We start from the raw sequence: 21,566 nt of genomic DNA, 5'->3' as shown, positions 1-21,566 counted from the left end.
ACACTCTCCGCCACCCCCTCCCCCCTACCCGTCCCGCTCCCTCCCTGCTCTGACTCCCCCCCCCCCCCCCGCGCCCCCCCCGCGGACCTGCTTATGCTGACGTGATCCATGGCCTCGGACCGACAGGGAGGTGGGCCTCGTGGAGCTGCGTCAGCTGCGCTACTTCGTCACCGTGGCGGAGGAGAGGCACTTCGGCCGGGCCGCCCAGCGGCTGCACATCGGTCAGCCTGCTGTCAGCCAGCAGGTTCGCCGACTTGAGAAGGAGCTGGGTGTCGAGCTCTTCGACCGCTCTCCCCGCCATGTGCGGCTGACCCCGGCGGGTGAGCACTTCCTGCCCGAAGCCCGCGCGGTACTGGAGGCCGAGGCCCGTGCCCTCGCCGCCGTGGCCGACCTCGCGCAGGCCCACACAGGCATCCTGCGCCTCGGTACGAGCACCGGTCTCGGCGCCCGCCTCGACCACGTCCTGGACGACCTGACGCGCAGGGCTCCGCACATCACCGTCGAGCTGTTCTCCGCGCCGACCAGAGAGCGCCTGGACCGCCTGGCGAAGGGGCAGTTGGACGCCACCTTCATGCGCGGAGCAGGCAGCGACAGGAACCTTTCCTTCCGCCCCGTGTGGCAGGATCCGCTGGCCGTCGCGCTGCCCGTCCACCATCCGCTCGCCACGGTGGCCGGTGTCACGCTCAAGGACCTGGCGCACCTGCCGCTGAGGCTGACATCGCGACGCAGCAACCCCGCCCTGGTGGACCTGGTGCTGTCCGCCTGCCGTGACGCGGGTTTCGAACCGATTCCGGGTCCGCCGACCTCCAGAACCCTGGAAGACACCCTGGCCGCCATCGGCACCGGACCTCCGACCTGGACCGTCGTCTACGCGGAGCACGCCAGGCAGTTGCGCAGTTCACGGATCGTCTTCCTGCCGCTCATCGGACCCGGGCTCGCGGTGACCACGACACTCACGGTCCGCCGCGTCTCCACCACGCCCTTTCTCCACCTGCTCCTCGACGCATGCGCCAGGCAGGCGGGCCTGGTGGAGGCAGACGGCCCGGTGGACCGGGCACCTCGTAACGGCGCCTCGTGACGAAGCGCCTCACGATCACGATTCATGATGGCTGCTGGTTCTGGTTGAGTCTTGGTCAGAACCTGACCCTGCGCTGGACTTGAGTCATGCGGTGAGCATCCCGGATCCACCGGGAACCGCATCGATATTGAGGAGCAGCGCTATGCCGATCGTCACCGTTCAGCAGGGTCCCCGCGACATCAAGCTCAAGCGGGAGCTCGTGGAGCGCATCACCGACGCCTTCGTCGACGCGTACAAGATCCCGGCGGACACGGTTCAGGTCTGGATCCACGAGGTCCCGACGGACAGCTGGGGTGCCGCCGGCAAGCTCATCGCCGACGCCTGATAATGCCCGGCCGGCCGTACGGGGTCATTCCGTACGGCCGGCCCGGCGGGCCGTTCTCCACCCCCCACACCGGGCGCCCGGCACCCGCCACCCGACCTATATGACGAGACGCCGGGTCGTGAAATGGCAAAGCATGTTCCCAGCAACTTGAGGCTAACTTGACCTTCGGCCGGGAATTTCCCGCCAGGCGAGCAACGGCGGTCGATATTGGGGGGGTTACGCCTCATTGGTAGGGCAGAAGTTGAATTCTCGACTGCTTACGGATCGTTTGACCGGCGTAAGACCCGCCGGTTAGCTTTGCGATAGCAGTGAACGTGAATCTTTCACGTGGCAAGTTTCCCTCGAGGGTGCTGCGCAGACGACTCACGCTGCGACTGCCTGACGCTCGCTGTCTGTGGGGGCCGCAGTTCGAGGGGAAGGCAAAACGTACAACGGGGGAGTCATGTACGGAACGCAGGGAAGTCCACGCGAGAACAGCAGTAGAATCATGGTCGCCGACCCGTTCCCACTCTCCAGAAGGGCACTGTCCAACCTTCTGAGTGATGTGGGCAAGTTCGAGGTCGTGGGGGAGGCGGGCCTCTGGCGGGACGCGTTGGAGATGTGCGCGCGCCGCTTCCCGGACATCGTCATCACGGACACCGACCTCGCCGGACCGGGCGACGGGATCCTGCTCTGCGAACAACTCAAGCAGCTGGCCGCCCCACCGCTGGTGCTCGTCTACTCCGGCACCACGGCTCCGGGGACCCTCGCCAAGTGTCTCACCCACGGCGCCGACAGCTTTGTGCACCGGAGTGCTCCGGTGGAGCGGCTCATCAGCGCGATCGACTTGGCGATCGAGGGGAAGCCGGTCTGGCACTTCGGCGAACAGAACCAGGAACCGAGCCCCGTCGCCCTCAGCGAAGACGCGGTCGCCCGTCTCATGACCCGACGGGAGCAGGAGATTCTCGGCCTGTTGCTGCGCCGCTACTCCAATGAGGAGATCGCGGACGATCTGCACCTGGCCCGGCAGACCGTCAAAAACTATGTGAGCAGCATCCTGCAGAAGCTCGGAGTCTCCAGTCGCCGCGAGCTCGTGGCGGGCAAGGTGCAGCCCTCGTTCTCGAAGCCTCGGACCGCAGGGCATAGCGGGCCGCGCCACCAGACATCGACCTACACCACGACACGGAGCTAGGTGTATTGCCCCGGGAGGTTGTGGACGGGTGATGGAGGTCTCGGCTGAGGCGTCTTGAACGGGTGAGGGCCTTCCGGGTTCGGTGTGGATTGCGACATCTCCACCGAACGACAGAAGGCCCTCATGTCTCACCGTAATGCACCTCTGACCGAGACCGGCCGCCTGCGCCTGGCCCGCTGCGTGGTCGAGGACGGCTGGCCGCTGCGCCGGGCCGCCGAACGTTTCCAGGTCTCGCCGACCACGGCCCAGAGGTGGGCCGCCCGCTACCGCGCTCACGGCGAAGCGGCCATGGGCGACCACTCGTCCCGCCCGCACCACAGCCCGAGGCGGACACCGACCCGCACCGAACGCCGGATCATCAAGGTCCGCCTCACCCGCCGGTGGGGACCGGCCCGCATCGCCCACCTGCTGGACTTGGTGCCCTCCACGGTCCACCGCGTGCTGACCCGCTTCGGGCTCGCCCGTCTGACCCACCTGGACAGGGCCACCGGCCGTGTCATACGCCGCTACGAACGCGAGCAGCCGGGCGAGCTCGTCCACGTCGACATCAAGAAACTCGGGAACATCCCCGAGGGCGGCGGCCACAAGGCCCTCGGCCGCCCAGCCGGCCGCAAGAAGTCCGGCGCCGGCTACGGCTACATCCACACCGCCGTCGACGACCACTCCCGCCTCGCCTACAGCGAAATCCGCGCAGACGAGAAGAAGGAGACCGCGACCGCCTTCCGGCAGCGGGCACAGGCCTACTTCACCGCCTGCGGGATCACAGTCGAGCGGGTCCTGACCGACAACGGCTCCTGCTACAAATCCCACGCCTGGCGCGACGCGCTCGCGGCGGCCGGGATCACCCACAAGCGAACCCGGCCCTACCGGCCTAGACCAACGGCAAAGTCGAACGCCTCAACCGCACCCTGCTGGAGGAATGGGCCTACGCCCGTCCCTACACCTCAGAGCAGGAACGACGCGACGCATTCGCGCACCGGCTGCATACCTACAATCACCACCGCGGACACACCGCGCTCGCAGGCAAAGCACCCGCAAGCCCCGCGCCCGACCTCACAGGGCAATACACCTAGGTCGTCCCAGGTGCCCCTGGGAACCTGCGGCGAGCCAACTGGCCCACCGGTTGATGAATTCCTCCGGCTCAGCAATCTCCAGAGGCATGAAAGGCCAGGCAACCTGGCGGACGTCAATACCCGGCCCCACGGCACCCCTGGCCGCTGAGTCAGGGAGGAGCGCGAACGGCTCGATGGCGGACGTCTGGGCCATGAGCGGAGTGGTCATGAACGCGGTTTCGAACCAGCGGTACTCCCCTTGCCCCTGGGCATCGCAATACCACAGGGAGTGACTGCGGCCCTGATAGGCGCTGGCCCCCTTCAAGCGCAGCGACATCGCGGCATACGCGATGATGTCGAAGGGCGGCCTCGTGCCATTGCTCCAGCCTTCGGGGGCAGCGGTGCGAGCATAGGAGAATGCCAGGCCAGCCTGGCCAAGCTCAAACGTCCATCCACCGTCCTTGCCGCGGTCGAGCCTGCCGTTCGGAGCGGCTTCAGCGAAGGCCGTGAGACACGCGTCCGAGAACCGGGACAGCAAGCTCTCTGCGGCACGAACCAGGTCTCCACGACGTTCCTGTTCGGTGCGATGCTCAGACTTGCGCCGGTGCTCCTCCGCCTTCCGCGTGACTTCACCGCGATCCGCCGCCGCCAGCACCGCCAGCCCGCCCGCAAGGGGCTCTGGACCATTCTGTCTAGCTTCGCCAGCATGTTGGCCGGGAACCGGCTTCACCCGCGCCGCCCGAGCCGACGGCCTTTGCGTGGTCGAGGTCAACCGCCCCGACCGCGCCGAACGCCGCCGCAGCGGCAAGTCGGACCCCATCGACGCCTACGCCGCCGCCCGAGCCGCACTCTCCGGACGTGCCTCCAGCGCACCCAAGGACGAGACCGTCACCGGCATACGCGCCCTCCACAACGCAGCCCGTTCCACGGTCAAATCCCGCACCGCCGCGATGAACCAGATCGGGCACATCCTCATCAGCGCCCCCGAGTCCATCCGCGCCCGCTACCGGGCCCTGCACGGCAAACCGCTGATCGACGCCCTTTCGCGCATGCGTCCCACGGCAACGGCAGACGCCGTCCACACCGCCGTCCTGAGCGCTTTGAAGAGCCTCGCCCGACGCGTCCAGGCCCTGACCGCCGAGCACGACGGGCTCACAGCAACACTCGACAGTATGGTCACCGACCACAATCCGGGCCTGCGCGGCGCCTACGGCGTCGGCCCCGATACCGCCGCCCAGCTGTTGATCACTGCCGGAGGCAACAGGGACCGCCTCCGCACCGAAGCTTCCTTCGCAGCCCTGTGCGGAGTCGCACCCGTTCCCGCCTCCAGCGGCAAGACCAACCGTCACCGCCTCTCCCGCGGCGGCGACCGCGCCGCCAACGCGGCCCTCTGCCGGATCGCCCCCGGCCGGATGGCCGGCGACCGCCGAACCCGCGAGTACGTGGCCCGCCAGACCGCGGCCGGCCGGACCAAGAAGGAGATCATCCGGCTCCTCAAACGGGCCATCGCCCGGGAAGTCTTCCGCTGCCTCACCACCACCGTCACGGTCCCCGAGATCGCCGATCTGCGGCCCGCACGCCAGGCCAGGAACATCACCCTCACCGCCGTCGCCAACCACTTCGGCGTCTGGCCCTCGGTCATCTCCTGCATCGAGCGCGGCACCCGCCGCGACGACAACCTCGCCAACGCCTACCGCGACTGGCTCACCGCCGCTTGACGACCAATAGGAGCTTCAGTGCAGGTGGAGGCCGCGGGGCCGGACGGAGGTTTCCCGAGAACGGCGGAACGGCGCTGTGACTGGTCGTGTGCCGCAGCCGTTCGTACGAGTCAGAGGCGCATCGTCACGGCATACACCAGGTGTCTTCTAAGCATTTGGTCACAGGCTGCCGTCCCCCGGCGGTGCGCACCGCTTCGGGAACGATCATGCGGCGGGCTTTCAGGCGTGATTGACGGGAAGGACGTCCGGAGAGAGGGCTCCGGCCTGGGCCGAACCGCTCGTCATGCGGCGGCGGTGGTGCCGGCGGCAGAGGACCTCGTAGCCGATCTCCCCCGCCGGGCGGTTCACATCGCCGACTACGACCTGCGCGCCCTCGACGACCATCTCGCCGTCTATCGTGCGGGCGTTGTGGGTGGCTCGGGACCCGCACCAGCACAGCGCCTCCACCTGGAGCTGCTCCAGGCGGTCCGCCAGCTCGATCAGACGCTGCGAACCGGGGAAGAGCTTCGTGCGGAAGTCCGTCGTGATACCGAAGGCGAACACGTCCAGGCCCAGGTCGTCCACGATCCGGGCCAACTGGTCGATCTGCTCCGGGGCCAGGAACTGTGCCTCGTCCACGATCACGTAGTCCGCCTTGCCGCCCTTGGACAGCTGGTTCACAAGGTACGCGTACAGGTCCATGTCCTCGGTCGCCTCGACCGCCTCCGTCACCAGGCCCAGCCGGGAGGACAGCTTGCCCTCCCCCGCCCGGTCGTCGCGCGTGAAGATCACGCCCTGGAGCCCGCGGGCCGATCGGTTGTGTCCGATCTGGAGCGCCAAAGTACTCTTCCCGCAATCCATGGTGCCGGAGAAAAATACCAATTCGGACATCAGAGGAGGGTGACCTTTCGGGGCGGGCAGACCGTGGGGCAGCGGTGGTCGGCGGCCCCTGCGTGAGATGGCGGATTCCCCAGCGAGTTGGTGCTCTTTCCGCAGTCCATCGTTCCGGAGAAGAACACCAGCTCGGGCGTGGGAAGTACGGACCTTTCGGGTCGTGGGCAGATGGTGGGGCAGTGCGTACGGGGTGAGGGGCGAGGGTCAGGTGCGGATTTCGAGCAGCGGGACGAGCTGCTCCGCCGCGGTCATGGAGCCGTGCATTCCGGTGAGGGCGGATTCGTTCGGCTCGTTGCGCGAGGCAGTGATCGCGACATCGGCCTGGGCGGCCGCCACCACGTCGCCGATGCGCCCGAGCACGCGCTCGTCGCACTCGCCCGGCGTGCCGAACCAGCCCAGTTCCAGGGCCTCTTCGCGGCTCGCGACCCAGAACCGGTCGCCGAGCACCTCGCGCCACACGGTCAGCACGTCCGCCTGCGCACCCGGCACCGCGTACACGTGCCGGGCCCGCCCCTCACCGCCCAGCAGGGCGACGCCTGCGCTCAGCTCCCAGTCCTCGTCGAAGTCGATCCGGGAGTCCTCGTCGAAGGGGACGTCGACCATGCCGTGGTCCGCGGTCACGTACAGGGCGGTGCGCGGCGGCAGCTGCTCGGCGAGCCGCTGGACGAGCCGGTCCACGTACATCAGCTGGCCGCGCCACGCGTCGGAGTCCACGCCGTGCCGGTGGCCGGCCCCGTCGAGCTCGCTGTAGTAGGTGTAGACGAGCGAGCGGTCACCGGCGGCGAGACGCTCGGCCGCCAGGTCCATCCGCTCCTCGCCGGTCATCCGGCCGAGGAAGGTGCCGCCGCTCAGCGCGATCTTGGTGAGCGGGGTGGTCTGGAAGGCGGGCGAGGACACCTGGGCGGTCGCCACCCCGGCCTTGTCGGCCTGCTGGAAGACGGTCGGGTACGGCTGCCAGGGCTTCGGCGCGGTCCACGGGTACCAGCGGAGCTGGTTCATGAGTTCGCCGGTGGCGGGGTTGCGCACGGCGTAGCCGGGCAGGCCGTGGCGGGCCGGCGGCAGGCCGGTGCCCACGGAGGCGAGCGAGGTCGCGGTGGTCGCCGGGAAGCCCGCGGTGATCGGGCGGCCGGTGCCGCCGCGCGAGCTGCCGAGCAGGGAGGTGAGGTACGGGGCCTCGTCCGGGTGGGCCTTGATCTGCTCCCAGCCCATGCCGTCGACCAGGAACACGCAGTTCCGGTCGGCCGGGGTCAGCTCGGTGATGGCGGCGGTGAAACCCGGGACGCCCTGGCCTGCCACGAGCGTGGGCAGCAGATCGGCGAGCGACCCGGCGCCGTACTCCGGGACGGGGGCGCCGGCCAGGTCCAGCAGCTCCGGCTCGGGCCACTCCTGTGCCGCGGAGTACGCCATCAGCGGGCGGAGGGGGAAGACGTCGCCGCTGTCGCCTCGCTGAGGGCCTGCGCGAAGACCAGGGTCTGGCGTACCGCCTCCGGTCCGTCGCCGGCCTCGCTGACCCGCAGGCTGAGGTCGTCGGCGGTGGAGTTGCCGGTGTAGCCGTGGTCGGAGTCGCAGTTCGGGTCGCCGCAGGCGGCCGGCTCCAGGTCGATGCGGGAGACCGCGCCCCAGCCGATGGTCAGGACGACCTCGCGGGGCAGGGTGCCGGGGGTGTAGGACTCCGGGTTGGCGACGACACGGCTGAGCACCACGGAGGAGATGCTGGACAGCTTGACCGACTCGGTGGAGGTGGTCGCGTACGGGGACGGGGACCCGGCGTCGGCCGCCTGCTCGTCGGTGTGGCTGACGATGAAGCGGTTGCCGGTCAGGACCAGCACGGTGACGTGGCGGCGCACCTCGTTGGAGTCGAAGGTCGTCTCCTGGTGGACCAGGTACGACGAAATCGGCTCGCCGCCCACCGCGGCCTCCACGGCCTCGGCCACGAGGGCCGGGTAGTAGCCGCTGCGCTCGATCGCCGTGCGCAGCCCCTGGGTCGTCGTACCGGATTTCGCCATGAGGTCCATCCTAAGGCCCGTACGGGGCCCTCAGGCCGCGCCGTACCCGGTCAGTAACTGGGGAGGGTCCGCGGGCCGAGATCGCCGCGGGCCGGCGGGTGCGCGACGCGGACGGTGGCGCTGAGCACGGAGACGCCTTCGGCGGCGACCACGACGGGTTCCAGTGAGACGCCGATCACCTCGGGGTGGTCGTCCACGAGGCGGGACAGCCGCAGGAGCAGTTCCTCCAGGGCGGGGGTGTCCACGGGGTCGCTGCCGCGCCAGCCGAACAGGAGGGGCGCTGTCCGGATGGACCGGATCAGTCCGGCGGCGTCCCGGTCGGTGGCCGGGACGAGCCGGTGCGCGGTGTCGCCGAGCAGCTCGGAGGCGACGCCGGCGAGCCCGAAGGAGAGGACGGCGCCCGCCGCGGGGTCGATGACGGAGCGGACGACGGTGTCGACCCCGCGCGCCACCATGGCCTGCACCACGGGCTGGAGCTCGGCCGGCTTGCCCAGGGCGTCGGTGAGCTCCTCGTACGAGCGCCTGAGCTCGGCCTCGTTCGTGAGGTCGAGGCGTACGCCGCCCAGGTCCGCGCGGTGGCGCAGGTGCGGCGCGGTGGTCTTGAGCGCCACCGGGTAGCCCAGCACCCCGGCGGCGCGGACCGCCGCGTCGGCGCTCGGCGCGGGCAGGGTGGGCAGGACGCGGATCCCGTAGCCCGCGAGCAGCCCGCGGGCGTCCCGGTCGGTCAGGGTCAGCACGGCGCCGGGGCCGGCGTCCGCCAGCAGCCCGGCCAGCCGGTCCGCGGTCCCGGCCTCGTCGATGTCCTCGTACTCGGGGACCCGCCCGTCGTCGTCGGCGGTGGCCCGGCGCCACTGCCCGTACCGGACGGCTTCGGCGACGGCCTTGACCGCGCGTTCGGCGGCGGGGTAGCTGGGGATGCTGTCGCCGGCGGCGGCCGGCGGCCCGGCCGGTCCGCGGTTCTCCGGGTCCGCCACGGGGCCCCAGCTCCGGGCCGGGGCGGAGTGCGGGACACCGCGCACGGCGGACAGGGCCTCGACGAGCTCGCCGAGCTCGACGTGCACGACCGCGACCGGCTTGCCCGGGTACTCGGCCACGGCTTCGCGCAGGGCACCGGCCAGGTCGTCCGCGGGAGCGTCCTCGCTCACCCAGGGGATGGCCGTGACCACCACCGCGTCGCAGTCCTCGGAGCGGAGCGCGTCGGTCAGGGCGGCGCGGAAGTCCGCCGGCGCGGCCGCCGTCGTCAGGTCCAGCGGCGGCAGCGGCCGCAGGCCCTGGGTGAGGCAGGCGTCGTAGGTGAGGATCCCGAGGGATTCGGAGTTGCCGAAGATTGCGATCCGGGGCCCGGCGGGCAGCGGCTGCGCCGCCAGCAGGAGGCCGACGTCCACCAGCTCGGTGACCGTGTCGACGCGGATGACGCCGGCCTGGCGCAGCAGGGCGGAGACGGTGGCCTCCGGCAGCCGGGTGTCGGGGACGACGTGCCCGGCCGGGCTGTGCCGGCCGCCCTTGGCGACGACCACCGGCTTGACAGCCGCCGTCCGGCGGGCGAGCCGGGTGAACTTCCGCGGGTTGCCCAGGGTTTCGAGGTAGAGCAGGGCGACGTCGGTCGCCTCGTCGTCGTACCAGTACTGGAGGATGTCGTTCCCGGACACGTCGGCGCGGTTGCCCGCGGAGACGAAGGAGGACAGGCCCTCGCCGCGCCGGAGCAGGGCCGAGAGCAGGGCGATCCCGATCGCCCCGGACTGCGTGAACAGGCCGATCCGGCCGCGGGTGGGCATCGGCGCGGGGGTCAGGGAGGCGTTGAGTTCCACCTCCGGCGCGGTGTTGATCACCCCGTAGGCGTTCGGCCCGATCAGCCGCATCCCGTACGAGCGCACCTGCCGCACCAGTTCGCGCTGGCGGGCGAGTCCGGCCGGGCCGCTCTCCCCGTATCCGGCGGACAGGACGACGAGCCCCTGCACCCCGTGCTCGCCGCAGGCGGCCACCGCGTCGGGGACCCGGTCGGCCGGGACCGCGATCACCGCGAGGTCGACCGGGGCGCCGATGGCCTCGATGGTGCGGTAGGCCCGCACGCCGTCGAGGAGGTCGCGGGTGACGGCCTCGTTGACGGCGTAGAGGTGGCCGTGGAAGCCGCTGTCGCGCAGGTTGCGCAGTGCGGCCGCGCCCACGCCCGCACCGGAGCGGCTGACTCCGACGACGGCCACCGAGCCGGGGGCCAGCAGCCGCTGCACCGAGTGGGCCTCGGCACGCTGTTCGCGGGCGCGCTGCACGGCGAGGGACTCGGCGGTGGGTTCGAGGTCGAGGGTGAGGTGGACGGAGCCGTCCTCGAAGCTGCGCTTCTGCTGGTAGCCGGCGTCCGTGAAGACTTTGATCATCTTGGTGTTGGCGGGCAGCACCTCGGCGGCGAACCGCCGGATGTCGCGCTCGCGGGCCACCGCGCCGATGTGTTCGAGGAGGGCTGAGGCGACCCCGCGGCCCTGGTGGGCGTCCTGGACGAGGAAGGCGACCTCGGCCTCGTCGGCGGGTCCGGAGGCGGGCCGTCCGTCGGCGCCGATGCGGTCGTAGCGGACGGTGCCGATGAACTCCCCGCCGATGGTCGCGGCGAGCCCGACCCGGTCCACGTAGTCGTGGTGCGTGAAGCGGTGCACGTCGCGGTCGGAGAGCCGGGGGTAGGGGGCGAAGAACCGGTAGTACTTCGACTCGTCCGAGACCTGCTCGTAGAAGCTGACGAGCCGGTCCGCGTCCTCGGTGGTGATGGGCCTGATCCGGGCGGTGCCGCCGTCGCGCAGGACGACATCGGCTTCCCAGTGGGCCGGGTACGAGGGGTCCGACTCGATGGTCATGGGCCCACCTTACGGCCGGATCAGGCCGTGGAGCGCTCGCGCGGCGCTGAGACAGTACGGGACGAATCAGTGCAAGCTGGGGAAGGTCGAACGGCGGAAAATTCAGGCCGGAGGAAGGTCCGAGCATTCCGGACGTCGTGAGAGACTGGTCTAGACAACCGTAAGAACCTGAAGGGCATCACCATGGCAGAGCGCCGCGTCAACGTCGGCTGGGCCGAGGGCCTGCACGCTCGTCCCGCCTCGATCTTCGTCCGTGCGACGACCGCTTCCGGCGTCCCGGTGACCATCGCGAAGTCCGGCGGCGACCCCGTCAACGCCGCCTCCATGCTGGCGGTCCTGGGCCTGGGCGCCCAGGGCGGCGAGGAGATCGTCCTCGCCTCCGAGGCCGAGGGTGCGGACGCCGCGCTCGACCGCCTCGCGAAGCTGGTCGCCGAGGGTCTCGAGGAGCTCCCCGAGACCGTCTGACCCTTCGGGTTCGACTTCACGCGCGAAGCCGCGGCCCCCGATCCGGGGGCCGCGGCTTCGTCGTTCGCGTACGGGGCCCTGCCACGCGGCGGGCCCGCCCGGTGCGCTCGCGCCGCGGAACCGCAGCCCCCGTGGGTGGCGGGCTCCGAAGAAATCCCGCCCGGCAGGGAAAAGGGCCCGCCGGAATCCGGTGCACGCAGAATTCAGCTCCGCCGGAATTCCCGCACGGCGAATCGGCCCGACACGGAAAGGGCCGGCCGCCGGACAGCGAATTCACGCGGTCCCACCCTTTGTATACGGCTCCTGTTAATGCCGGCCGCTCGACATGTTTACGGCAGGTTGCGAAGTGCTCACCGCCGGGCGGAGCCGCAGCCGGTGCGCCCCCGCCGCCCGGTCGGCGTGGATCGCGGTCAGCGCCCGCGCCCGTTCGGCGTCGCCGCGCGCCACCGCGTCCACGATCGCCCCGTGCTCCGCCCAGGACTCCACCGGCCGGGCCGGCGCCTCCACCACGTACATCCACGCGATCTTGTGCCGCATCTGCGTGAGCAGCGCGATCAGCCCGGGGCTGCCGGAGGACTGTGCGAGCGTCTCGTGGAACCAGCCGCCCAGGGACCGCAGGTCCTCGCCCTGGCCCCGCCTGGCCCGCTCCTGCCCCAGCCTGACCAGCCCGCGCAACACCTTGAGGTGCGCGTCGGTGCGCCGCCGGGCGGCTCTGGCGGCAGCCAGCGGCTCCAGGAGCATCCGGAGCTCCAGCAGGTCCGCGGCCTCCTGTTCGGTGGGCTCGGCCACGCAGGCCCCCGCGTGGCGCCGTGTGGTCACGAACCCCTCGGACTCCAGGGTCCGCAGGGCCTCGCGCACCGGGACGCGCGAGACCCCGTACCGGCGGGCCAGCACCTCCTCGGTCAGCCGACCGCCCGGCTCGAACACCCCGGAGACGATGTCGTCGCGGATTGCTGTGCATACCGCGTGCGCAGGAATACGCAAGACCGAACCTCCGCCTATTTCCGACTGCCAGCCTCATTGCACGCACATGCGTGCACTGCGACTCTATTGCAACACACGATAATTTCCGAGAGCGGCCAGAAATACGAAACATTTGCACAAAGACGCAACACAAAGACCCCGGCTCGGGGAGCCGGGGTCTTCGGTGAAGCGGTGCGCGAGGCGGGGTCAGACGCTGACGCCGTGCGAGCGCAGGTACGCGATCGGGTCGATGTCCGAGCCGTACTGCGAGCCCGTGCGGGCCTCGAAGTGCAGGTGCGGGCCGCTGGAGTTGCCGGTGGAGCCCGACAGGCCGATCTGCTGGCCCGGGGTGACCTGCTCGCCGACGGAGACGTTCAGCGAGGTCATGTGCCCGTACTGGGTGTAGGTGCCGTCGTTGTGCTTGATGACGACGTTGTTGCCGTACGCGCCGCCCCAGCCGGCCTCGACGACGGTGCCGACGCCCACGGCGTGGACCGAGGTGCCGGAGGCGGCGTGGAAGTCGATGCCCGTGTGGCTGCCGGAGGACCACATGCCGCCGCCCGCGTGGTACTGCGTGCTGACGTACGAGCCGTCCACCGGGGCGACGAAGGTGTTGAGGCGCTTGCGCTCCTCCTCGCGGGCGGCGCGCTCGGCGGCCTCGCGCTCGACCTTCGCCTTGGCCTCGGCGAGGCGCTTGGCCTCCGCGGCCCGCTGCTTCGCGTCGGCCTCGGCCTGCGCCTTGACGGCGTCCTGCTCGGCGCCGCGGTGCTGGGACTCGGCCTGGTCGGCGATGTCGCCCGCGAGGTCCTCGGCGACGACCACGGCGCCCAGGCCGGTGTCCTGGCCGATGTTGCTGCTGTGGTTGTCCGCGGCGAAGGCCGGGGCGGCGAGGGAGCCGACCACACCCGTGGTGGCGATCGCGGCGATACCGGCGTAGCCGGCGGTCTTCTTGCTCAGACGGCTGGAGCCACGGTGCTTACCGGTACCAGCGGGACGACTGCCAAACGCCATGAAGGGTTTGATCCTTTCCTTCCTTCTCGCCTACCGGGTTAGCTGACGGGTTCGGAGCAGGAAGGTCTCCTACGGATCTCCTCTTGCGAGGGGGTCCGATTCACCCCAGGGACTCATGTGGGTCCCCGGCTCCCCAGGCTCGCGCCTGACGGGGACTCGGCGATCGCTGCCCGGTGCCGCGGGTGCGGCGGGCACAACTGACGGACAGCACGGCCGACGCTAGGCGGATCATCAGTCAATCGCCAAACAGACACGGCTTTTTGTTGCGTACGCCACACCACATAAAAGCAACCTCACCACTAAACGGACAAAAGGGGTTCTGGTGACCAAGTCACCAGAACCCCTTGCCGAAACCTTCCGTCGGCCCTCAAGGAGCCGTCATCCGCCGGTCAGTTGGAGACGACCGTGACCTCTCCGATCCCAAGAGCCCGCACGGGCTCCTCGATCAGCGCCGCGTCGCCCACCAGGACGGTGACCAGCCGGTCCGCGGGGAAGGCCTTGACGACCGCCGTGGTCGCCTCCACCGTGCCCGTTTCGGCGAGCTGGGCGTACAACTGCGCCTGGTAGTCGTCCGGCAGCTCCTGCTCGACCTGGTCGGCGAGGGTGCCCGCGACCGAGGCCGCCGTCTCGAACTTCAGCGGGGCCACGCCCACCAGGTTCTGCACGGCGACATCGCGTTCGGCGTCGGTCAGACCGCCCTCCGCGAGGGTGCGCAGCACCTTCCAGAGGTCCTCCAGCGCCGGTCCGGTGTTCGGGGTGTCCACCGAGCCGCTGATGGCGAGCATCGAGGCGCCCTTGCCGTCCGCGGTGGAGCGCAGCACCTGACCGAAGGCGCGCACGCCGTAGGTGTACCCCTTCTCCTCGCGCAGCACCTTGTCCAGGCGCGAGGTGAGGGTACCGCCCAGGCAGTACGTGCCCAGCACCTGGGCCGCCCACACCCGGTCGTGGCGGTCCGCCCCGATCCGGCCGATCAGCAGCTGCGTCTGGACCGCGCCGGGCCGGTCCACGATGACCACGCGGCCGGTGTCGTCGGCGGTCACCGGCGGCACCGGGAGGGCTGCGGCGGTGTTGCCCGTCCAGGTGCCCAGGGTGTCCGCGAGCACGGCGTCCAGGTCGATGCCGGTCAGGTCGCCGACGACCACCGCGGTGGCGGTGGCGGGGCGTACGTGGGCCTCGTAGAAGGCGCGCACGGCGGCGGAGTCGATCCGGGCGACCGTCTCCTCGGTGCCCTGGCGCGGGCGGGACATCCGCAGGGTGGCCGGGAAGAGCTCCTTGGAGAGCTGCTTGGCGGCGCGGCGCTGCGGGTTGGCCAGCTCGTGCGGGATCTCGTCGAGCCGGTTGCGCACCAGCCGGTCGACCTCGGCGTCGGCGAAGGCGGGGGCGCGCAGCGCCTCGGCGAGCAGACCCAGCGCCTTGGGCAGCCGGGAGGCCGGGACCTCCAGCGAGACCCGCAGGCCCGGGTGGTCGGCGTGCGCGTCCAGGGTGGCGCCGCAGCGCTCCAGCTCGGCCGCGAACTCCTCGGCGGAGTGCTTGTCGGTGCCCTCGGAGAACGCCCGCGCCATGATGGTCGCCACGCCGTCCAGGCCCTCGGGCTCGGCGTCGAGCGGGGCGGCGAGGTTGACCTCGACCGCGACGACCTGCTGGCCCGGCCGGTGGCAGCGCAGCAGGGTCAGCCCGTTGGACAGCTGCCCGCGGTCGGGGGCCGGGAAGGCCCACGGCTGCGGCTCGCCGGCCTGCGGGCGCGGGTGGAAGGTCATCGTGACGGCTGCCGTGTCGCTCACTGCTCCGCCCCCTCGTTCTCGTCGGAGTCGTCGGACTCGTCGTGCTGGTCGGACTCGTCGGCCGCGAGCGGCTCGTAGACGAGCACCGCGCGGTTGTCCGGGCGCAGTCGGGCCGCGGCCACGGCCTGCACCTCCTCGGCGGTGACGTCGAGGACGCGCTGGACGGCGGTCAGCGCCAGCTGCGGGTCGCCGAACAGCACCGCGAAGCGGCACAGTTCGTCGGCGCGGCCGGCCACCGTGCTCAGCCGGTCCAGCCACTCGCGCTCCAGCTGCGCCTGGGCGCGCTCCATCTCCTCGGCGGTCGGGCCCTCGGCGGCGAACCGCGCCAGCTCCTCGTCCACGGCCGCCTCGATGGCGGGGATCTCGACCCCGCTGGAGGTCTTGACGTCCAGCCAGCCCAGGGAGGGCGCCCCGGCCAGGCGCAGCATGCCGAAGCCGGCGGCGACGGCGCTCTGGTCGCGGCGTACCAGCCGGTTGTGCAGCAGCGAGGACTCGCCGCCGCCCAGGATGGTCAGCGCCACGTCGGCGGCGTCGCACTCACGGGTGCCGTCGTGCGGCAGCCGGTAGGCGGCCATCAGCGCACGCGCCGGGACCTCCTCGACGATCTCCTCGCGCAGCTGCTCCCCGATGACGTCGGGCAGCGAGCCGTCGCGGGGCGGCTGCTTGCCGTCGTGCGCGGGGATGGTGCCGAAGTACTTCTCGACCCAGGCGAGCGTCTGCTCGGGGTCGATGTCCCCGACGACCGAGAGCACGGCGTTGTTGGGCGCGTAGTACGTACGGAAGAAGGTGCGCGCGTCCTCCAGGGAGGCGGCGTCCAGGTCGGCCATGGAGCCGATCGGGGTGTGGTGGTACGGGTGGCCCTCGGGGTAGGCCAGGGCGGTGAGCCGCTCGAAGGCCGTACCGTACGGAACGTTGTCGTACCGCTGGCGGCGCTCGTTCTTGACAACGTCGCGCTGGTTCTCCATGGACTCGTCGTCCAGGGCGGCCAGCAGGGACCCCATCCGGTCCGCTTCCAGCCAGAGCGCGAGCTCCAGCTGGTGGGTCGGCATCGTCTCGAAGTAGTTGGTGCGCTCGAAGCTGGTGGTGCCGTTGAGGGAACCGCCGGCGCCCTGGACCAGTTCGAAGTGCCCGTTGCCGGGAACGCTCGCCGACCCCTGGAACATCAGGTGCTCGAAGAGGTGAGCCAGGCCGGTGCGTCCCTTGACTTCGTGGCGCGAGCCTACGTCGTACCAGAGGCAGACCGCGGCGACCGGGGTCAGGTGGTCCTCGGAGAGCACCACGCGCAGGCCGTTGGCCAGCCGGTGCTCGGTCGCTGTCAGGCCGCCGGAGCCGGCCTGGGCTGTGGCCGTGTGACCCATGGGCATGTGGTCCCTTCGATCGCGATGCAGAGATTTCTTATCGACCTGCCACTGTATGCAAGCGCGCCGACCGCCGGATAAGTTCCCGGGTCACTCCCCCGCACTCCGTCCGGGGGACCCCCGGGGTCGGAGTCGGCGTTGTCGGTGCGCCGGGCCACAATGGTCCGCGTCGTACCCTCGCCGGACACCACCAAGACCGCCAGACCCAGCAAGACCCAGCCAGACACCCCGCCCGACACCCAGCACACCCCATTTTGGTTAAGGAGCCGCGCAGCGATGGCCCGCCGCAGCACGAAGACCCCGCCGCCGGAGGATTTCGAGGAGAAGATCCTCGACATCGACGTCGTCGACGAAATGCAGGGCTCCTTCCTCGAGTACGCGTACTCGGTGATCTACTCCCGCGCCCTGCCCGACGCCCGGGACGGCATGAAGCCGGTGCACCGGCGCATCGTGTACCAGATGAACGAGATGGGCCTGCGCCCCGACCGCGGCTACGTGAAGTGCGCCCGTGTCGTCGGCGAGGTCATGGGCAAGCTCCACCCGCACGGTGACGCGTCGATCTACGACGCCCTCGTGCGCATGGCCCAGCCCTTCTCCATGCGGCTGCCGCTGGTCGACGGCCACGGCAACTTCGGCTCGCTCGGCAACGACGACCCGCCGGCCGCGATGCGTTACACCGAGTGCAAGATGGCCGACGCCACGTCGCTGATGACGGAGTCGATCGACGAGGACACCGTCGACTTCACCGCCAACTACGACGGCCAGGAGCGGGAGCCGGTCGCCCTGCCCGCCGCGTACCCGAACCTGCTGGTCAACGGCGCGTCCGGGATCGCGGTCGGCATGGCCACCAACATGCCCCCGCACAACCTCGGCGAGGTCATCGCCGCCGCCCGCCACCTGATCCGGTACCCCCAGGCGGACCTGGAGGCGCTGATGCGCTTCGTGCCGGGTCCCGACCTGCCCACGGGCGGCCGGATCGTCGGGCTCTCGGGCATCAAGGACGCCTACGAGAACGGCCGCGGCACCTTCAAGATCCGCGCGACGGTGACCGTGGAGGACGTGACGGCGCGCCGCAAGGGCCTGGTCGTCACCGAACTGCCCTTCACGGTCGGCCCCGAGAAGGTCATCGCGAAGATCAAGGACCTGGTCGGTTCGAAGAAGCTCCAGGGCATCGCCGACGTCAAGGACCTCACCGACCGCTCGCACGGCCTGCGCCTGGTCATCGAGATCAAGAACGGCTTCCACCCGGAGGCCGTGCTGGAGCAGCTCTACAAGCTGACGCCGATGGAGGAGTCCTTCGGCATCAACAACGTGGCGCTGGTGGACGGGCAGCCCCTGACGCTGGGCCTCAAGGAGCTGCTGGAGGTCTATCTCGACCACCGCTTCGAGGTCGTCCGGCGGCGCAGCGAGTTCCGCCGCACCAAGCGCCGCGACCGGCTGCACCTGGTCGAGGGCCTGCTGGTGGCGCTCCTCGACATCGACGAGGTCATCCGGCTCATCCGGGACAGCGACAACTCCGCGCAGGCCAAGTCCCGGCTGATGGAGCGGTTCTCGCTGAGCGAGATCCAGACCCAGTACATCCTGGACACCCCGCTGCGCCGGCTCACCCGCTTCGACCGGATCGAGCTGGAGTCCGAGCGCGACCGGCTGACGGGCGAGATCGACGAGCTGACCGGGATCCTGGAGTCGGACAGCGAGCTGCGCAAGCTGGTCTCCTCGGAACTGGCGGCGGTCGCGAAGAAGTTCGGCACCGAGCGCCGTACGGTGCTGCTGGAGTCCGCGGGCACCGCGGTGGCGGCCGTTCCGCTGGAGGTCGCGGACGACCCGTGCCGGGTGCTGCTGTCCTCCACGGGCCTGCTCGCGCGTACGGCGAACGGCGAGGCGCTGCCGGAGGAGGAGGGCGGCGCCCGCGCCAAGCACGACCTGATCGTCTCGCAGGTCGCGGCGACCGCCCGGGCCGACGTCGGCGCGGTCACCTCGTACGGGCGGCTGCTGCGGCTGTCGGTGATCGACCTGCCGCAGCTGCCGGACACGCATGCCGCGCCGAACCTGGCGGGCGGCGCCCCGGTCTCGGAGTTCCTCTCCGGGCTGGAGCCGGACGAGAAGGTGATCTGCCTGACCTCGCTGGACGAGTCCTCGCAGGGCCTCGCGCTGGGCACCGAGCAGGGCGTGGTCAAGCGCGTCGTGCCGGACTACCCGGCGAACAAGGACGAGCTGGAGGTCATCACCCTCAAGGAGGGCGACCGGATCGTCGGCGCGGTCGAGCTGCGCACGGGTGAGGAGGACCTGGTCTTCATCACCGACGACGCCCAGCTGCTGCGCTACCCGGCGGGCCAGGTCCGCCCGCAGGGCCGCCCGGCGGGCGGTATGGCGGGCATCAAGCTCGCCGACAACGCCAAGGTGATCCACTTCTCGGCCGTGGACCCGGCGCGGGACGCCGTGGTCTTCACCGTGGCGGGCTCGCACGGCACCCTGGACGACTCGGTGCTGTCCGGGAAGCTGACCCCCTTCGACCAGTACCCGCGCAAGGGCCGGGCCACGGGTGGCGTGCGCTGCCAGCGGTTCCTGAAGGGCGAGGACGTACTGGTCCTGGCCTGGGCGGGCGGTTCCCCCGTCCGCGCGGCGGCGGCGAACGGCACTCCGGCCGAGCTGCCGGCCGTGGACCCGCGCCGGGACGGCTCGGGGGCGGCACTGCCGTCGGCGGTCGCGGCGCTGGCGGGAGCCGCGCTGTAGGTCGCGGGAAGGCATTCGGGTGGTACGACCGGGGGGACGTACCACCCGAATGCCGACTAGTGTTTTCCCCGTGGACGCGGTGGGGGGAGAACGCAGCTGATGAGCCGTCGAGCAGGCAGCGGACTGATCGGGAACTGGGCGGAGGCCCAGCGCCGGCAGCAACAGACGCAGCTGGTCCAGCAGCGCGAGGCCGAGCGCCGGCAGCGGGCCCACGAACGGGACGCGAACCGGAGCCACCGGCAGTACCGCGAGGCCGAGGCCCTACGGCGTACCGCGCAGCTCGACGCCGAGGTCGAAGCCCTCAAGGGCCTGTTGGCCGCGGGCTGCCGGGCACCGGCGTTCCGGATATCCGCCCTGGCCCGGCCCGACCGGCTGCAGCCCTTCGACCCCGGGGCGCTGGCGCACCCGGTGCCGATGCCCCGCATCGAGGATTTCCAGCGGCAGAGCAGCGGCTGGACGCTCGGCTCGAACCACCGGGCGCAGGCGGAGCGGGAGGCGCACGCCCGCTACACCCAGGCCTGGCAGGCCGCGAACGCCGCGGAGGCGCAGCGGCGGCAGCAACTGGCCGCGTACCGGCAGCAGTACGACCGGTGGGCGGCGGAGCAGCTCGCCGGGATGCGGGCGCACGACGGCGGACTCACCGAGCTGTCCGACGCACTGCGCGCGGGTGACGCCGAGGCGGCGGTGGAGTACTTCTCGGCCGCTCTCTACGCCTCGACGGCCTGGCCCGAGGCACTGCCGAGGCAGGTGACGGCCGCGTACGACCCGGCCGCGCGCCAGCTGGTGCTGGACTGGGAGCTGCCCGGCTACGCGGTGGTACCGGAGGCCCGGGCGGTGCAGTACCTGCCGAGCACGGACCAGGACAAGGTGAAGCCCCGCCCGGTCACGGAACGACGGGCGCTGTACCGGGACCTGCTGGCCCAGTGCGTGCTGCTGGTGGTGCGCGAGCTGTACGCGGCGGACGAGTTCGGCGTACTGGACTCGGTCGTGGTCAACGGCTTCGTGGACTGCCACGATCCGGTGACGGGCCAGGAGGCGCGGTTCGTGCTCGCCACGGTGCCGGCGGCGCGCGACGCCTTCGCCGGACTGCGGCTGGAGCAGGTCAGCGCGGTGGACTGTCTGGTCTCGGGGCTGGGCGGGCTGCTGTCGGCGCGGCCCGACCAGCTGACGGCGGTGCGCCCCGGGCGCCGGCCCGACGAGGTCGGCGGAGGTGTCGTCAGCCACGGCGGGCACGCGGGCGACGCGGACGAGGACGAGCCGGATCTCTTCGTGATGGACCCGATCGCCTTCGAGAACCTGGTCGCCGAGCTGTTCCGGGCGATGGGCATGGAGGCGGTGACGACGCAGCGGTCGGGCGACGGCGGGGTCGATGTGGAGGCGGTGGACCCGGCGCCGATCCGGGGCGGGCGGATCGTGGTGCAGGTCAAGCGCTACCGGAACACGGTGCCGCCGACGGCCGTGCGTGATCTGTACGGCACGGTCCAGGACAAGGGGGCGAACAAGGGGGTGCTGGTCACCACCGCGTCCTTCGGACCGGGGTCGTACACCTTTGCCAACGGCAAGCCGCTGGAGTTGGTTCCCGGGGCGGACCTGGTCGAGCTGCTCCACCAGTACGGACTGCGGGGACGGCTCGGCGGCGGCAGCGCCGCGGCGCCCGCGCAGCGGGCGCCCGAGCCGGAGCCGGCTCCGCCGACCGACCACAACGTGCTCGGCATGTCCTGGTCCGGTTCGGTCGCCCTCGACGTGTGCGCGCTCGTCTGCACGGGCAACCGGGTGCTGAGCGAGGAGCACTTCGTCTTCTTCAACAACCCGCGGACCCCGGACGGTTCGGTACGGGCCCGCGAGCACGCGGCGCCCGACAAGGCGGCGCTGGAGGTCTCCTTCGACGCCCTGCCGTCGCAGGCCGACCGGCTGGTCCTCGTGGCCGCGATCGACCCGGAGGCCGATCCCCACGCCGACCTCGCCGGATTCACCGACGCACACATCCGGCTGCTGTCCGCGGGCGGCGAGGAACTGGGCCGGCTGGACGTCTCCGACGGGCGCGCCGGCGAGACCGCCCTGGTCCTCGGCTCGTTCCGGCACCGCTCCAACGGCGACTGGGACTTCGTGATCGGCGGCAAGGGCTACCGCGGCGGCCTGGAGGACCTGCTGGGCGAGTTCGGGGTCGAGGTCGCCTAGGCCGTCCCATCCGG

Annotated in this window: 15 protein-coding genes, 3 pseudogenes and 1 riboswitch; of the genes and pseudogenes, 9 read left to right on the top strand and 9 right to left on the bottom strand. The window is 71.1% G+C overall.

Translation table 11 applies throughout. From position 1 onward, the window contains the following. Window positions 1–139: 139 nt before the first annotated feature. From ACZ4YL_RS11755 to ACZ4YL_RS11740, 4 genes and pseudogenes are all read left to right on the top strand, one after another. Complete coding sequence (locus ACZ4YL_RS11755; RefSeq protein WP_468115755.1) at window positions 140–1,078, top strand: LysR family transcriptional regulator; 939 nt, start codon at window positions 140–142, stop codon at window positions 1,076–1,078. A 142-nt stretch (window positions 1,079–1,220) separates the two neighbouring features. After that, window positions 1,221–1,403, top strand: a complete 183-nt coding sequence (gene dmpI / locus ACZ4YL_RS11750) for a 4-oxalocrotonate tautomerase DmpI (protein WP_468115753.1) — start codon at window positions 1,221–1,223, stop codon at window positions 1,401–1,403. A gap of 442 nt (window positions 1,404–1,845) precedes the next feature. Continuing rightward, window positions 1,846–2,574, top strand: a complete 729-nt coding sequence (locus ACZ4YL_RS11745; protein WP_468115751.1) for a LuxR C-terminal-related transcriptional regulator — start codon at window positions 1,846–1,848, stop codon at window positions 2,572–2,574. Window positions 2,575–2,697: 123 nt separating this feature from the next. Continuing rightward, a pseudogene (locus ACZ4YL_RS11740) lies at window positions 2,698–3,647 on the top strand (IS481 family transposase). Here the strand turns inward: ACZ4YL_RS11740 and ACZ4YL_RS11735 are convergent. Further along, window positions 3,628–4,281 carry a hypothetical protein gene (locus tag ACZ4YL_RS11735; RefSeq protein ID WP_468115749.1) on the bottom strand — a complete coding sequence of 218 codons (654 nt, stop codon included), beginning with the start codon at window positions 4,279–4,281 and terminating at the stop codon, window positions 3,628–3,630. The pseudogene ACZ4YL_RS11740 and the gene ACZ4YL_RS11735 sit on opposite strands and share 20 nt — an antisense overlap. 94 nt (window positions 4,282–4,375) lie before the next feature. On the opposite strand from ACZ4YL_RS11735, the pseudogene ACZ4YL_RS11730 reads away from it, so the two are divergent. Both ACZ4YL_RS11730 and ACZ4YL_RS11725 read left to right on the top strand, forming a co-directional pair. Further along, window positions 4,376–4,540: pseudogene (locus tag ACZ4YL_RS11730) on the top strand (IS110 family transposase); the annotation flags it as partial. A gap of 36 nt (window positions 4,541–4,576) precedes the next feature. Next, window positions 4,577–5,161: pseudogene (locus ACZ4YL_RS11725) on the top strand (transposase); the annotation flags it as partial. A gap of 402 nt (window positions 5,162–5,563) precedes the next feature. Here the strand turns inward: ACZ4YL_RS11725 and ACZ4YL_RS11720 are convergent. The 4 genes from ACZ4YL_RS11720 to ACZ4YL_RS11705 all read right to left on the bottom strand — a co-directional run bounded on the left by ACZ4YL_RS11720 (window position 5,564) and on the right by ACZ4YL_RS11705 (window position 11,063). Next, window positions 5,564–6,214 (bottom strand): thymidine kinase, encoded by a 651-nt coding sequence (locus ACZ4YL_RS11720; protein ID WP_468115747.1) that lies wholly within the window; start codon window positions 6,212–6,214, stop codon window positions 5,564–5,566. Window positions 6,215–6,421: 207 nt separating this feature from the next. Next, on the bottom strand, window positions 6,422–7,624 hold the full coding sequence (locus ACZ4YL_RS11715) for an alkaline phosphatase family protein (protein WP_468115745.1): 1,203 nt from the start codon (window positions 7,622–7,624) through the stop codon (window positions 6,422–6,424). After that, complete coding sequence (locus ACZ4YL_RS11710) at window positions 7,624–8,223, bottom strand: DUF5998 family protein (protein WP_069924106.1); 600 nt, start codon at window positions 8,221–8,223, stop codon at window positions 7,624–7,626. The genes ACZ4YL_RS11715 and ACZ4YL_RS11710 overlap by 1 nt, the downstream gene beginning before the upstream one ends. 50 nt (window positions 8,224–8,273) lie before the next feature. Next, complete coding sequence (locus ACZ4YL_RS11705; protein ID WP_468115743.1) at window positions 8,274–11,063, bottom strand: bifunctional acetate--CoA ligase family protein/GNAT family N-acetyltransferase; 2,790 nt, start codon at window positions 11,061–11,063, stop codon at window positions 8,274–8,276. Window positions 11,064–11,246: 183 nt separating this feature from the next. Here ACZ4YL_RS11705 and ACZ4YL_RS11700 point away from each other — a divergent pair, with 183 nt between their 5' ends. Then, window positions 11,247–11,528: an HPr family phosphocarrier protein gene (locus ACZ4YL_RS11700; protein WP_030012489.1), complete on the top strand. Its 282-nt coding sequence runs from the start codon at window positions 11,247–11,249 to the stop codon at window positions 11,526–11,528. A gap of 306 nt (window positions 11,529–11,834) precedes the next feature. Here the strand turns inward: ACZ4YL_RS11700 and ACZ4YL_RS11695 are convergent, their stop codons facing one another. The 4 genes from ACZ4YL_RS11695 to ACZ4YL_RS11680 form a co-directional block, all read right to left on the bottom strand. Then, a complete protein-coding gene (locus ACZ4YL_RS11695; protein WP_314248665.1) occupies window positions 11,835–12,512 on the bottom strand; it encodes a GntR family transcriptional regulator in 678 nt (225 codons plus the stop codon). 186 nt (window positions 12,513–12,698) lie between these two features. Further along, window positions 12,699–13,502 (bottom strand): M23 family metallopeptidase, encoded by an 804-nt coding sequence (locus tag ACZ4YL_RS11690; RefSeq protein ID WP_468115740.1) that lies wholly within the window; start codon window positions 13,500–13,502, stop codon window positions 12,699–12,701. A gap of 13 nt (window positions 13,503–13,515) precedes the next feature. Then, window positions 13,516–13,674, bottom strand: a riboswitch (cyclic di-AMP (ydaO/yuaA leader). Between the two features lie 217 nt (window positions 13,675–13,891). Then, the gene (locus ACZ4YL_RS11685) at window positions 13,892–15,259 is read right to left on the bottom strand and encodes a M16 family metallopeptidase (protein ID WP_314248763.1); all 1,368 of its coding nucleotides are present in this window, start codon (window positions 15,257–15,259) and stop codon (window positions 13,892–13,894) included. A gap of 20 nt (window positions 15,260–15,279) precedes the next feature. After that, window positions 15,280–16,641, bottom strand: a complete 1,362-nt coding sequence (locus ACZ4YL_RS11680) for a M16 family metallopeptidase (protein ID WP_468115738.1) — start codon at window positions 16,639–16,641, stop codon at window positions 15,280–15,282. 276 nt (window positions 16,642–16,917) lie between these two features. Between ACZ4YL_RS11680 and ACZ4YL_RS11675 the strand changes: the two genes are divergently transcribed. Together ACZ4YL_RS11675 and ACZ4YL_RS11670 are read left to right on the top strand one after the other, a co-directional pair. Next, window positions 16,918–19,374: a DNA gyrase/topoisomerase IV subunit A gene (locus tag ACZ4YL_RS11675; RefSeq protein WP_468115736.1), complete on the top strand. Its 2,457-nt coding sequence runs from the start codon at window positions 16,918–16,920 to the stop codon at window positions 19,372–19,374. 99 nt (window positions 19,375–19,473) lie between these two features. Continuing rightward, window positions 19,474–21,552 carry a restriction endonuclease gene (locus tag ACZ4YL_RS11670; protein WP_468115734.1) on the top strand — a complete coding sequence of 693 codons (2,079 nt, stop codon included), beginning with the start codon at window positions 19,474–19,476 and terminating at the stop codon, window positions 21,550–21,552. Window positions 21,553–21,566: the final 14 nt, after the last annotated feature.

It is taken from the genome of Streptomyces sp. NPDC030021 (assembly GCF_055574035.1).
This window is presented reverse-complemented; position numbering and strand designations above follow the sequence as displayed.

What these genes read in the sequence shown, in the direction of transcription:
- ACZ4YL_RS11715 (WP_468115745.1), bottom strand. Translation starts at nt 7,624, where the DNA reads ATGGCGTACTCCGCGGCACAGGAGTGGCCCGAGCCGGAGCTGCTGGAC.
- ACZ4YL_RS11705 (WP_468115743.1), bottom strand. Translation starts at nt 11,063, where the DNA reads ATGACCATCGAGTCGGACCCCTCGTACCCGGCCCACTGGGAAGCCGAT.
- ACZ4YL_RS11685 (WP_314248763.1), bottom strand. Translation starts at nt 15,259, where the DNA reads ATGACCTTCCACCCGCGCCCGCAGGCCGGCGAGCCGCAGCCGTGGGCC.
- ACZ4YL_RS11710 (WP_069924106.1), bottom strand. Translation starts at nt 8,223, where the DNA reads ATGGCGAAATCCGGTACGACGACCCAGGGGCTGCGCACGGCGATCGAG.
- ACZ4YL_RS11690 (WP_468115740.1), bottom strand. Translation starts at nt 13,502, where the DNA reads ATGGCGTTTGGCAGTCGTCCCGCTGGTACCGGTAAGCACCGTGGCTCC.
- ACZ4YL_RS11720 (WP_468115747.1), bottom strand. Translation starts at nt 6,214, where the DNA reads ATGTCCGAATTGGTATTTTTCTCCGGCACCATGGATTGCGGGAAGAGT.
- ACZ4YL_RS11675 (WP_468115736.1), top strand. Translation starts at nt 16,918, where the DNA reads ATGGCCCGCCGCAGCACGAAGACCCCGCCGCCGGAGGATTTCGAGGAG.
- dmpI (WP_468115753.1), top strand. Translation starts at nt 1,221, where the DNA reads ATGCCGATCGTCACCGTTCAGCAGGGTCCCCGCGACATCAAGCTCAAG.
- ACZ4YL_RS11680 (WP_468115738.1), bottom strand. Translation starts at nt 16,641, where the DNA reads ATGGGTCACACGGCCACAGCCCAGGCCGGCTCCGGCGGCCTGACAGCG.
- ACZ4YL_RS11700 (WP_030012489.1), top strand. Translation starts at nt 11,247, where the DNA reads ATGGCAGAGCGCCGCGTCAACGTCGGCTGGGCCGAGGGCCTGCACGCT.
- ACZ4YL_RS11670 (WP_468115734.1), top strand. Translation starts at nt 19,474, where the DNA reads ATGAGCCGTCGAGCAGGCAGCGGACTGATCGGGAACTGGGCGGAGGCC.
- ACZ4YL_RS11745 (WP_468115751.1), top strand. Translation starts at nt 1,846, where the DNA reads ATGTACGGAACGCAGGGAAGTCCACGCGAGAACAGCAGTAGAATCATG.